At 36.3% G+C, this 13,857-nt stretch carries 8 protein-coding genes; 7 read left to right on the forward strand and 1 reads right to left on the reverse strand.

Annotated features, from left to right (window positions below; translation table 11 throughout):
* The first annotated feature begins 23 nt into the window (after positions 1–23).
* The 7 genes from nagB to nagA all read left to right on the forward strand — a co-directional run bounded on the left by nagB (position 24) and on the right by nagA (position 12,905).
* The gene (gene nagB / locus ASC72_RS19705; RefSeq protein ID WP_056194904.1) at positions 24–1,949 is read left to right on the forward strand and encodes a glucosamine-6-phosphate deaminase; all 1,926 of its coding nucleotides are present in this window, start codon (positions 24–26) and stop codon (positions 1,947–1,949) included.
* A gap of 112 nt (positions 1,950–2,061) precedes the next feature.
* A complete protein-coding gene (locus tag ASC72_RS19710) occupies positions 2,062–4,977 on the forward strand; it encodes an FAD-binding and (Fe-S)-binding domain-containing protein (protein ID WP_056194907.1) in 2,916 nt (971 codons plus the stop codon).
* 187 nt (positions 4,978–5,164) lie between these two features.
* Positions 5,165–6,646, forward strand: a complete 1,482-nt coding sequence (locus tag ASC72_RS19715) for a glycoside hydrolase family 10 protein (RefSeq protein WP_056194909.1) — start codon at positions 5,165–5,167, stop codon at positions 6,644–6,646.
* Positions 6,647–6,648: 2 nt separating this feature from the next.
* A complete protein-coding gene (locus ASC72_RS19720) occupies positions 6,649–9,153 on the forward strand; it encodes a beta-N-acetylhexosaminidase (RefSeq protein WP_056194912.1) in 2,505 nt (834 codons plus the stop codon).
* A 4-nt stretch (positions 9,154–9,157) separates the two neighbouring features.
* Positions 9,158–10,462, forward strand: coding sequence for a serine hydrolase (locus tag ASC72_RS19725; RefSeq protein WP_056194915.1), 1,305 nt, complete (start codon positions 9,158–9,160; stop codon positions 10,460–10,462).
* Between the two features lie 146 nt (positions 10,463–10,608).
* Positions 10,609–11,757: an exo-beta-N-acetylmuramidase NamZ domain-containing protein gene (locus ASC72_RS19730; protein ID WP_056194917.1), complete on the forward strand. Its 1,149-nt coding sequence runs from the start codon at positions 10,609–10,611 to the stop codon at positions 11,755–11,757.
* Positions 11,758–11,768: 11 nt separating this feature from the next.
* Positions 11,769–12,905, forward strand: coding sequence for an N-acetylglucosamine-6-phosphate deacetylase (gene nagA / locus ASC72_RS19735; RefSeq protein ID WP_056194919.1), 1,137 nt, complete (start codon positions 11,769–11,771; stop codon positions 12,903–12,905).
* A 213-nt stretch (positions 12,906–13,118) separates the two neighbouring features.
* Here nagA and ASC72_RS19740 read toward each other — a convergent pair whose 3' ends face one another.
* Positions 13,119–13,712 carry a hypothetical protein gene (locus ASC72_RS19740; protein WP_056194922.1) on the reverse strand — a complete coding sequence of 198 codons (594 nt, stop codon included), beginning with the start codon at positions 13,710–13,712 and terminating at the stop codon, positions 13,119–13,121.
* Positions 13,713–13,857: the final 145 nt, after the last annotated feature.

The raw sequence follows: 13,857 nt of genomic DNA on the forward strand, positions 1-13,857 counted from the left end.
AAACTTTAACAAAGAATATATTTATGAAAACCAATACTTCTTTGGCTTACGACATACCAGGAAAATTTGAAGAAACACGCTTTGAAAAAAATCATAATGTGATTTTTGAGAGTTCTCTTGAAGCTTCTAAAATAATTGCTCGCGAAATAGCCGAATTAATACGTTCCAAACAGGCCAACAATAAATCTTGCGTACTGGGTCTTGCCACAGGATCATCACCTATAAAAGTATACGAAGAATTGGTGCGCATGCACAAAGAAGAAGGACTTAGTTTTTACAATGTCATCTCTTTCAATCTCGACGAATATTATCCTATGACTAAGGAGAATCGTCAGAGTTATCATTACTTCATGCATCAATACTTGTTCAATCATATTGATATCAAACCGGAAAATGTAAATATACCTGACGGAACAGTTGCCCTGGAGGAATTAAATCAGTATTGTGTTGATTACGAATTAAAGATAAAAAAAGCCGGAGGACTTGATTTTCAGCTATTGGGAATTGGCCGTACAGGTCACGTCGGTTTTAACGAACCGGGCTCCCATATAAATTCCGGTACCAGAATTATAACCTTAGACCATATTACAAGAGTCGATGCTTCCTCTGACTTTAATGGTATCGATAACGTTCCGAAAAGAGCAATTACCATGGGAGTTTCAACAATTCTAAGATCTAAAAGAATTGTTTTAATGGCTTGGGGACAGAATAAAGCTTCCATTATCAAAAGAACAATTCAGGGAGAAATTTCTTCAGAAGTTCCAGCTACTTTTTTGCAAAATCATTCAAATGCGACTTTTGTTTTAGACCAATTTTCTGCATCAGAATTAACCCGATTTGAAACGCCATGGTTGGTTGGCGGATGTAGCTGGACAGAAGAATTAAAACGCAAAGCAATTGTCTGGCTTTGTAGAGAAACCAAACAAGCCATATTAAAACTTACCGATAGAGATTACAATAATAACGGAATGTCAGATCTTCTGGCCCTGGAAGGTTCTGCCTATGATTTGAATATTAATATGTTCAACGTATTGCAGCACACCATTACGGGATGGCCGGGTGGAAAACCAAATACAGATGATTCTCATCGTCCGGAAAGGGCCAATCCTGCAAAAAAACGAGTAATTCTTTTTAGCCCACATCCAGATGATGATGTGATTTCTATGGGAGGAACTTTTTCTAAATTAATAAAGCAAGGACATGACGTTCATGTTGTGTATCAAACTTCAGGAAATATAGCCGTTACAGATGATGAAGCTTTAAAGTTTGCCGAAGTATGCAATGATTTTATCGGTAAAGAAATAGATGGGGTTAATTTTTCATCGGTCATCAATTTTCTAAATAATAAGACAGAAAATCAGGTTGATTCCTTAGAAGTTCGAAAATTAAAAGGACTGATCAGACGAAGAGAATCTTATGCAGCAACAAGATACATCGGTCTAAAAGATGAAAATACACACTTTTTAGATCTTCCATTTTATGAAACAGGACAGGTGAAGAAAAATCCGCTAGGTCCCGAAGACATTGCAATTGTAAAAGATATTATTTCTAAAATAAAACCGCATCAGGTATTTGCTGCCGGAGATCTTGCCGATCCACACGGAACGCATGAAGTTTGTCTGAATGCCATTTTTGCTGCGATGAAGGAGCTGAAACCAGAAAAATACATGGACGATTGCTGGTTATGGTTATACCGAGGCGCCTGGCACGAATGGGATATTCACGAAATTGACATGGCCGTTCCCCTTTCTCCATCAGAAGTATTATTGAAACGTCATGCAATTTTATACCACCAATCTCAGAAAGACAGAGTTATGTTTCAAGGAAACGATTCAAGAGAATTTTGGGTTAGGGCAGAAGACCGTAATAAAAACACAGCCCTTCTTTATGATGAATTAGGTTTGGCAGAATACGAAGCAATCGAAGCTTTCAAACGTTTCGATTATTAATAAACATATACATTTTTGGGAAACCTGACGGGTTTTTAAAACCCGTCAGGTTTAAATAATAAAAATTGAAATTCAATTGTTTCAAATTAACTACCGATAAAATAACCAATAGATGCCCGATCCTCATCAACTACAGCAATTATCCAATTCATTAGAAGGAACTCTTTTTTATGATGAGCTTCATAAAAAATTGTATGCTACTGATGCTTCTGCTTATAGAATTATGCCAGTTGCAGTTGCGGTTCCAAAATCAGAAGAAGATATTGTCAAAATTATTCGGTTTGCAGCAGAAAATAAAATATCAATAACACCCAGAACAGCAGGAACTTCACTAGCGGGACAAACAGTTGGAAACGGAATAATAGTAGATGTTTCTAAACATTTTAACAAGATTGTATCATTTGATGCCGTAGAGAAAACCATAACTGTGCAACCGGGGGTTATTCGCGATGAGCTGAATTTATATCTAAAACCATTCGGCTTATTTTTTGGACCCAACACTTCGACCACAAATCGATGTATGATTGGCGGAATGGTCGGTAACAATTCATCCGGAACCACATCAATTCGGTATGGGGTGACCCGTGATAAAATTGTTGAGATAAAAGCAGTTTTGAGCGACGGAAGTATTGTTGCTTTTAAAGAAATGTCTTCTGAAGAATTTATAGCCAAAACAAAAGGCGATTCACTCGAAAGTAAAATCTATAAAACAATTTATGAAGAACTTTCCAATAAAGAAAATCAGGAAGAGATTGTAAAGGAATTTCCAAAACCGGAAATCCACAGGAGAAATACAGGTTACGCCATTGATTTATTATTAAAATCAGAACTCTTTTCGGGAACAGAAAATACTATAAATCTTGGAAAACTACTTTGCGGAAGCGAAGGAACTTTGGCCTTTACTACAGAAATTACATTAAAAGTAGACGATTTGCCACCGACCAATGCGATTATGGTAGTGGCTCATTTTCATACGATTCAGGAGAGTTTAGAAGCTGTAGTTACGGCGATGAAACATCATTTGTATACCTGCGAAATGATGGATGACATCATTTTGGATTGTACCAAAACCAATAGGGAACAAGCTAAAAACAGGTTTTTTATTGTGGGAGAACCAAAAGCAGTCATTATGCTTGAAGTTGGTTCGCATCATAGTATGGAAAATGCAGAACAACAGGCAGATGCTTTGATTAAAGACCTTCAGGATAATAATTTTGGTTATGCTTTGCCTAAAATTTACGGAACTGATATTGATAAAATAAATGACTTGCGAAAAGCTGGTCTGGGGCTTTTAGGAAGTATAGTGGGCGATGATAAAGCTGCAGATTCTATTGAGGATACTGCGGTTGAACTAAGTGATTTACCCAATTATATAGCTGATTTTGCTGCGATGATGCAGCGCCATGGACAGAGTGCTATTTATTATGCACATGCGGGTGCGGGAGAAATTCACCTGCGTCCGGTTTTGAATTTAAAAACAAAAGAAGGATTACATCAATTTAGAAACATTGCTACCGAAGTAGCTATTTTGGTAAAAAAATATAGAGGTTCACTGAGTGGTGAACATGGCGACGGAATAGTTCGTGGTGAGTTTTTGCCTTTTATGATAGGCGAAAAAAATTACGAATTATTAAAGCGAATTAAAAAGGCTTTTGATCCCGATACCATCTTGAACGCTGGGAAAATTGTCAACGCTTTCAAAATGGATGAAAACCTTAGGGTAGAAGCGGGCAGGGTCGAACCGGATATTAAAACCATTCAGGATTTCTCAGATAGTATGGGAATTTTGCGTGCCGCCGAGAAATGCAATGGTTCTGGTGATTGCAGAAAAATGCCATCTGCCGGAGGAACGTTGTGTCCGAGTTACCGTGCCACCCGAAATGAAAAAGATACAACTCGTGCCAGAGCAAATGCGCTTAGAGAATATTTAACGCATTCTGAGAAAGACAATAAATTCGACCACGACGAATTATATAAAGTATTTGAATTGTGTGTAAGCTGTAAGGCCTGTGCCAGCGAATGCCCAAGTAATGTGGATGTAGCGACTTTAAAAGCAGAGTTTTTATACCACTATCAAAAAGCAAACGGATTTTCTGTTCGGAATAAAATATTTGCTTTTAATTCAAAACTCAATGAGTTAGGAAGTATCGCACCTTCAATGACTAACTTTATAGCCAATTTATCCTTTGTTAAAAAAAGCATGGGAATTGCATCTGAAAGACAAGTTCCTTTATTGGCCTCAATGACTTTTAGAAAATGGTACGCAAAAAATAAAAAGTCCGCAGAAAACAATTCTTTCAAAAACGGAAAAGTCTATCTTTTTTGTGATGAATTTACCAATTACTATGATGTTTCCGTTGGAATCGATGCTTATGAATTATTGACAGGATTGGGTTACGAAGTAGTTATTACAGATCACGAAGAAAGCGGCAGGGCTTTTATATCGAAAGGTTTTCTGGAAGAAGCACAGGAAATCGCCAATAAAAATGTGAATGTTTTCAGAGATTTAATTTCTGAAGCAACACCGTTAATAGGAATTGAACCGTCGGCAATATTAACGTTTAGGGATGAATACCTTCGATTGGCGGGAGATAAAGTCAATGCCGAGAAAGTATCAAAAAATACCTTTACGATCGAAGAGTTTTTTAAAAGAGAAATTACAAAAGGAAAAATTCACTCCGAACAATTTTCAGATGAAGAAAAAACAATAAAAATTCACGGACACTGTCATCAAAAATCATTGAGCACAGTTCAGGCTTCTTTTGCGATGCTGAATCTGCCTAAAAATAGTTCAGTTACTATTTATAATTCAGGTTGTTGCGGTATGGCGGGTTCGTTTGGTTATGAAAAAGAGCATTACGAAATCAGTATGCAAATGGGTGAAGATACTTTGTTTCCAAAAATTCGCGCAACTGAATCGACAACGGAAATTGCTGCTGCAGGAACAAGCTGCCGCCATCAGATTTTTGACGGAACCAATAGAAAAGCCATGCATCCGGTGACGATTTTGAAGAGTTGTTTGAAGTAGATTTTTTTTGAAGGTTCAAAGTTGCAGAGGCTCAAAGGGACAAAGGTTTTGGTAGAGACGCACAGTAACGCAGATTTTTAATCGTAAAATATTAAAAAAATAAAATCTGCCAAATCTGCGTGAGATATTTTTTTCTAGCAGATTTAACAGATAAATTCAATTAAAATTAACTAACCAAATAGTACTTATGAAAAGCTTAAAAATTTTACTCTTGATACTGCTGCTTCAGGCAAAAATTTTCAGTCAGGAATCACCAAAAAGAGAAATGCGTGCGGCCTGGATTTCGACAGTAGACAATATTGACTGGCCTTCAAAACCAGGATTATCAGACAAACAAATGAAATCTGAAATGATTACCATTCTGGATAATTTGCGATCTAATAATTTGAATACTGTAATTTTTCAAATCCGCCCCACGGCTGATGCGTATTACAAATCAACAAAAGAACCAGCATCCCACTGGATAACAGGAATTCAGGGCGTTGCTCCGGGGTTTGACCCCTTACAGATGATGATTGACGAAGCCGGAAAAAGAGGAATGAATGTTCATGTTTGGCTGAATCCCTATCGCGTACAAAAAGATACCACTAAAGAAGTGCTTGCAAAAACACATTTATACTTTAAAAAACCAGAGCTGTTCCTGACCTACGGAAAATCAAGATATTTTAATCCGGGTTATCAGGAAACCAGAGATTTTGTTTCTTCGGTAGTAGGTGAAATAGTTCGAAATTATGATATTCAGGCCGTTCATATGGATGACTATTTTTATCCTTATAAAATTACAGGAGAGGAATTTCCGGATCAAAAAGCATTTGCTAAAGAACCACGCCAGTTTAAAGATAAAGACGATTGGAGAAGGGACAATGTCGATTTGATCATTAAACAAATAAGAGACACTATAATCGCGAATAAACCTGAGGTCGAATTCGGAATTTCACCTTTTGGAGTATGGAGAAATATAGCCAAAGATTCAGAAGGTTCAAATACAGTGGCCGGCGCTACAAATTATGATGATTTGTATGCCAATATTTTAAAATGGCAAAAAGAAAACTGGATCGATTATGTAACGCCACAACTGTATTGGCACATAGGTTTTGACAGAGCTAATTTTGAAGTTTTGGCAAAATGGTGGGCCGCTCACAAATATGGGGCAAATGTTTACATCGGTCATGGTGATTATAAAATTTCGAACACCGCGAAAGAACCGGAATGGAGAAGTCCGGATCAAATTGTGAAACAAATAGAAATGATTCGAACTATGCCTTTGTTAGACGGTTCGATGCATTTTACAGCAAATACTTTTCTCAAAAAAGGGGATACACTCAGAAAACCACTCCTTCAAAAACAATATAAATATCTCGCGTTAACGCCCGAGGCAAACAGAATTACAAGAATAAAACCACTGCCGCCAACAAACGCTTTAATTACAAAAAAAGGAGGTAAAGCAATGTTAACCTGGATAGCCGGAGCGAATGATAAGAAGTTCGTGATTTATAGATTTCCGAAAGGAAAAATTACAGACTTTTCTAATGCTGAGCATATGTATTACGTAACAACAGCTACAAAATTTGAAGCTGAAAGTAGTGATTTTGAAAATTACATTTTTGCCGTTTCCGCTTTAAGTCAAACCCAAACGGAAAGTAGTCCGGTACAACTTATAACAAAATAAAGATGAGAAAAAGTATCTTGCTAATTGCTATTTTCCTGAGTTCTCTGAGTATTATGCAGGCTCAACAGCTAGATATTATTCCGAAACCTGTCAAAGTAGAACAGAAAGAAGGCGTGTTTATAATTCCTGCATCGGTACAAATTATTGTAGACAAAAAAGTACAGAAAAGTGTCGCTTTTATAACGGCTTCTTTTTTAAAAAATACCGGGATCAACCCGATTGTTGTTGTTGGGAGTAAACAGAAAAAAAATACAATCGCATTTTTGGTTGATGAAAAAATGAAACTTCCCAACGATGGTTATAAATTGCGTGTAACCAAAAAAGGAGTTCTTGTAAAAGGAAAATCGGTAAATGGAGTACTGAATGGTTTTCAGACTTTATTACAAATTTGCTCAGCGAAGGAAGTACAAAAAGGAAGAATTCCGTTTGTAAAAATAGACGATTATCCCCGTTTTGACTGGCGTGGCATGATGCTCGATTGTTCAAGACAGTTTTTTGACAAACAAACCGTTAAGAATTATATTGACTGGCTGGCTGCACATAAAATGAATGTTTTTCACTGGCATTTAACGGATGATAACGGCTGGAGAGTTGAGATTAAATCGATGCCAGATTTAACAACAAAAGGAGCCTGGAGAGGACCTGGCGAAGCTTTGCTGCCATCGTATGGTTCGGGAGATAAACGTTACGGCGGTTATTATACGCAGGCCGATATAAAAGAAGTAGTTGCTTATAGCTTAGATCGTGGAATCTCCATTATGCCCGAAATTGAAATTCCGGGACATTCGCGCGCAGTAACAGCGGCGTATCCGGAAGTTGGTTGTGTAACTACTCAGGAAACCAAAAGTGTGCAGGGCGAAGTAAAAAATGTGTGGTGTGTAGGCCGTGAAGAAAATTACCAGATTTTAGATTCTATTATTAGGGAATTTTCAGAACTGTTTCCTTTCGATTACATTCATGTTGCAGGAGATGAGGTGAATCGAGCAACTTGGGAACAATGTCCAAAATGCAGGGCTTTAATGGAAAAGGAAGGCTATACCGATACTTTTCAGCTTCAGAATTATTTCTTTAAGCGTGTCGAAAAAATCGTAGAAAAATACAATAGAAAAACAGCCGGCTGGAATGAAATTCTTAAAGGAGGTGAAATGAGTCCCAATACGCTAATTTTTGCCTGGCAGGGAATCAGTTACGCAATAGAATCTGCCAAAAAAGGACACCCCACTATTATGATGCCGGGGCAATATACCTATTTTGATATGGCACAGTCAGAAAACGAGCGTGGTCATCGCTGGGCTGCTATTACCGATACCAAAAGAGCGTATTCCTTTGAACCAATTCCGGAAAATGATTTAACACCAGAACAGCAAAAAAACATAAAAGGAGTTCAGGGCGGTTTGTGGAGTGAATATTTAGATCGCCCCGCACGAATTATGGAATACCAGAGCTACCCGAGAATTTCGGCTTTATCAGAAATTGGGTGGTCGAGAAAAGAAGATAAAAATTGGGATGATTTTTACGGAAGATTAACCCGCAGTCATCTGCAGCGTCTGGCCAATATGGGAATTGCTTTTAGGGATTTTCCGCCGACTGCCATTTATAAAAACGGAAGCATTACCGTAACTCCGCCTTATGAAGGAGCTGTTGTACGTTATGATACAGAAGGAAATGAACCAACAATGCAATGTCCTTTATATACAAAACCAATTCAGACCAAAGAGTATGAGAAGTATTTGTTCCGCACGTTTTTCAATGAATATACCGCAAGTCCGGCTGTAAAAGTGGAAAAATTACCGGTTGCCAATTGGAATACATCAAAAGTTGAAATTTTAAATATCTCAGAAAATATCTCTGAGCAAGTGGATAAGAATGGTATTTGGTACCTGACTTTTAATCCAACAGAAGATAAAAGCAATAATGGAGTGATCAGAACGATTTCGCTTTTTGAAAATGATAAATTAATCCAAACCTATTCTGAAGAAATTGCTTTAAAGTTAAAACCGCGTTTACGATTTGTGATTGAAAATTACAATGAAAAAAACACCTATCGTCTGGATTTTACAGTTGAAAATAAAGAAGCGAAAGAATCTGCTGCCAAAGTAAATTTCAATTGTTCCCCGTATCAGGAACCAGAGGTAAAAGTGACGTCTTCAATGGCGGAGAATCCGAAGTTCCCAATTTCGAAATTAGAAGATTATAATGTGGAAACGTATTTGCGTACTGATGTTCCGTGTGTCAATGGCGACTGGATTTTGTATACCTTCACGAATCCGGTTACTTCTTCAAAAATTGATGTGTCGACGGGGATTCCGCATCACCCAAGATTTATTGTGAACAATGGCTATGTTGAGTATTCATATAATGGTGTCGACTTTGTAAAAGGAGATAATTTTGACTACGGCAATGCATCCATTTATCCAAAACAAGCTGTAAAAGCCGTTAGAATAATGATTACCGGAACCAATAATGAACCACTTATGGCGGCTCAGGATTTAAGAATTAATCCATAAAAAGATGATAAAGATATTGACTAAAGTTGTATTTGTTTTCCTGATTTTTTTAGGAATGGATGGCTATTGCCAGAAAAATTCAAAGAAGTCTTTTGATATAAAACGAAATGAAGTTTATATCGATTCGATGATGAATAATGCACTCGAAAAAGGTTTTTTTCCGGGAGCGCAAATTATTGTGGGCAGTAAAGAGGCTGTTTTTATAGAGAAGAATTATGGGTATCAGGATTATTCAAAAAAGCAAAAAGTCAAAGCAGACGATGTTTATGATTTGGCTTCTATGTCTAAGGTTTTAGGGGCAACCCTGGTAACCATGCGCATTGTTGGAGAAAATAAAATAAAATTAGATGACAAACTGGGAGATGTAGTTGCGATGTACAAAAACACCGCTATTGCCGATTTAACGCTTTTTGAATTATTGACGCATACTACAGGTCTAAAACCCAGCATTACTTTTTATCAAAGTTTATTGTCAACACCGGACGGATCGCCTTTGTTAAGCAATCAAAAATCAGATGTTTATCGGAATCTGTTTGATACGATGTACGTCAATAAAAATATCGTTTACGATTCTAATTACCTTTCTTTCAGGCCAAAAGGGCATTATATTCAGATCTATAAAAACATGTGGCTGAATCCTGAATTTTACAAAACGGTTTATAATAAAATAGAAAATGCGAATACCAATGAACGTGGAAAATATTTGTACAGTGATTTAAATCTGATTTTGGTACAACAAATGGTAGAGGCTAAAACAGGTTTAAAACTCGATCAATTGGCTAGAGAGATTTACACCGAATTAGGAATTTCAAAAATCGGATACAATCCTTTAAAATGGACTTCAGAAGAAAATGTGATGCCAACGGAAGTCGATAATTTTTTCAGAAAAGATACCATTAAAGGTTATGTGCATGATGAAGCTGCGGCAATTTTTGGAGGTGTTTCCGGAAACGCAGGCTTATTTGCAAATGCCGAATCCATCTCGGTGATTTGTCAAATGTTGTTGAATAATGGCAAGTACCATGGAAAACAAATTCTGAAGGCAAAAGTAATTAAGGAGTTTACTAACTCGCCCCTTGTCAAAAATGGAATTTACCGCGGATTAGGGTTTGATAAACGTAAACCTGATGCCTTTTTCAAAGAGAATGATTTTGGCCACACCGGTTTTACCGGAACTTTTTTCTTTTTAAATCCGGATAATGATCGGTATATAATTATTCTGACCAATCGTGTAAATCCAACCCGAACCAACAGACTGATGTACAAAGATGATTTTACTGCTAAAATTTGGAGACAGGTTAATCATTGAAAAAAAGGGTTGCCACGAATTACACGAATTAAATCTTCTGAATCTGCAAAATCTGCGTGAGAAAATTTGTGGAAATTTGTACAATTTTCGGCTAAAGAAAAAATCAATTTAATCCTTTAATCTGTGGCAAGAAAAAATTAAACACTATGAAAAAACTAATCTTAATTTGCGCACTGATAACAACAGCATCTTTTGCGCAGAAAATAAAAACGGGCGCGGAGAATTATACTGCATATTTGCCTTTGCTGAAAGGGAAAACAATTGGTATAGTATCCAATCAGACAGGAATTATTGACAATAAAATCCATTTGGTTGATTTTTTAGTGGAGAAAAAAGTAAAGATAAAAAGCATCTTTGCTCCCGAACATGGCTTCAGGGGAACTGCCGATGCGGGTGAACATGTGTCTGATGAAGTGGATACAAAAACCGGAATTTCGATTGTTTCTCTTTACGGAAAAAACAACAAGCCAACGGCAGAAGAACTGAAAGGGATTGATATCATGGTTTTTGATTTGCAGGATGTCGGAACAAGATTGTATACTTATGTTTCTACCCTGCACCGAATAATGGAATCGTGTGCTGAAAATAAGGTACCACTTATTGTTTTGGATCGCCCAAATCCGAATATCGCCATTGTAGACGGACCTGTTTTGGATATTGCTTTTAAGAGCGGAATTGGGATGCATCCAACGCCTTTATTACACGGAATGACTTTGGGAGAAGAAGCTAAAATGATCAATGGCGAGAAATGGCTGAAAGATGGCATTCAGTGCAAGTTGACTGTTATTCCCTGTCTGAATTACAATAGAAACAGCAGTTATAGTTTGCCTGTGCGACCTTCTCCGAATTTGCCAAACGATCAGTCTGTCAATTTATACGTCAGTTTATGCCTTTTTGAAGGGACGAACGTCAGTATGGGTCGCGGAACCGAAAAACAATTTCAAATTTATGGTTCTCCTTATTTGCCAAAAAGTAATTTTGCATTTACGCCAAAACCTAATTTTGGAGACAAAAATCCTTTATACAATGGAATTGAATGTAATGGCGAAGATTTGTCGGCAATTCCGAGAATCAATAGACTTGAAATTAAATGGCTGATTAAAGCCTATGAGACAACGGCCGATAAATCAAAATTTTTCGACAAAAGAAAGTTCTCGATCCGTGCCGGAAACGAAAAATTGCAACAGCAGATTGAAGCCGGACTATCAGAAGAAGAAATCAGAAACAGCTGGAAAGAAGGTTTGCAGAATTTCAAAAAAATGAGAAAGCAATACCTAATTTACAAGGGAAAATAAAATTATAAAAAATGAAACAAGCCATTGTCAATGCAACGGTTCATACGGGTGATGAAATAATCCATAACGGGAGTATTATTATAGAAAACGGAACGATTCTTTCTATTCAAAAAGAGATTCCAAATGATATTGAAGCAATTGACTTGAAAGGAAAACATATTGCTGCCGGTTTTATAGACATTCAAATAAATGGCGGTGAAAGACTTTACTTTAGTCAGACTCCAACGGAAGAAACCATTCAGGATATTTATGATACAAGTCTTAAATACGGAACAACGCACGTACTTCCTTGTTTAATATCGTCCTCTAATGAAACCATTTTGCAGGGAATTGAAGCGGTCCGTAATTACACAAAAAAATACAATAATGGCGTAATCGGAATGCATTTGGAAGGACCTTTTTTAAATCCGCTGCGACGAGGAGCCCATAGTATTGACCAGGTTCGAAAACCAACAAATAAAGAACTTGAGGAGATTATCCGATATGGAAAAGAGGTTATAAAAGTCATTACAATAGCTCCGGAGTGTTTTACTGAGGAACAATTGGAGATGTTATTAGAAAGTGGGATTGTAATTTCGATCGGCCATTCAACGATTACCTATAAAGAAGCACAGGTTTATTTCTCAAAAGGAATAAAACTCGTCACCCATTTATTTAATGCGATGACACAGTTCGGGCATCGTGAACCCGGTTTAGTTGGCGCTTCTCTTGAAAATGAAAATGTATTTACTCCCGTTATTTTAGATGGCGCACATTGTGATTATGCGGCAGCAAGACTGGCGTACAAGTTAAAACAGGACAAGTTCTTTTTGATTAGTGATGCTACATTTTTAGGCCGAAAAGTGGCCAACTTCAATTGGGATAATTTTGATGCGCATCTCGAAGATGGTTTTTATAGAAATGATGAAGGTAATTTGGCCGGAGCCACAATTTCGATGTCAGAAGCAGTACAAAATGCTTATAATCATTTAGGTGTTTCAGCCGATGAAGCTATTAAAATGGCTACTTCAAATGTAGCAAACGCGATTGGTCTGGAGAATAAATTTGGTAAAATTAAGACTGGATTTCCTGCCAGTTTTGTCAAATTTAATGCAGAATTGTCTGAAATAGAAACGTTTAATTTTTCTAAAGAATCAACAGCAAAGTAATGTAAGATACGTTGGTGGATGACAATGGTTATATAAATTAAATAAAAAACAAAAGCTCCAGAGAAATCTGAAGCTTTTGTTTTAGTAGTCCTAATGGGATAATCTTCGAACATTTATGGTAAAGAAAATACCTTAAAAAATTAATATTTACATTTTTGGAACGACCTGCAATCTCAGTACTCTTCGGAGTTGATTAGGGATTAGTTTTATGTTTTATGAATTCTTTAAATTTAATAAATCTAAAACCTTTGGTGAAACTTTCAAATCGGATCGGAACTTTAAAACGCCCTTTATGAAATGTCTTTTTAATTCTTTTCCATTGCGTATTGAAAATGGCGTATTGAATATAATGGCTTTATAAATTATTGTGTTCCTGGAGTTATCAAAATAATATACACAAATATCATAGCTGACATCTTCACCCTCTGATAAAACTATATCATAATTTTTTAGATCGGGGTTTGGATATAAAGACTCAAAAGTTAGTGATTCAATAATTGTTGCATCTTTATAATGGTGCAAACCATTTTGATCAACTATAACTTTCGTTATTTTATTTTTCCTGGTAATAATTGTATCCTTTAATACGGCATATACCAAAAAAGATAAAAGAATTACGGATAGTATGACAGAAGAAATTTTAAATTCAACAGATAGTTTTCGGGATTCAATAATAATTATCTCTAAATTAATTATTCCTAAAATTGTACTCACAAAAATAAATGCTCCTATCGCCTTTGCTATAAAAGTTATTTTATTTGCTTTTAATGATTCTATTTTTGAAAATTCATTATTCTGAAAATCCATTTTTTTAGAAGTTAAAAAATTAAATATTACAGTTGTTGGAACAAATTTAAGAAAGATAAATTTATTATTTAGATTTTTGGAATTGTTGCAGAATTAGAATAGAATTATATTCCTCCCAGTCTTCTGTAGCTCATAAAGTTGTGCG

The organism is Flavobacterium sp. Root420 (assembly GCF_001427905.1).
Taxonomy (GTDB): Bacteria; Bacteroidota; Bacteroidia; order Flavobacteriales; family Flavobacteriaceae; genus Flavobacterium.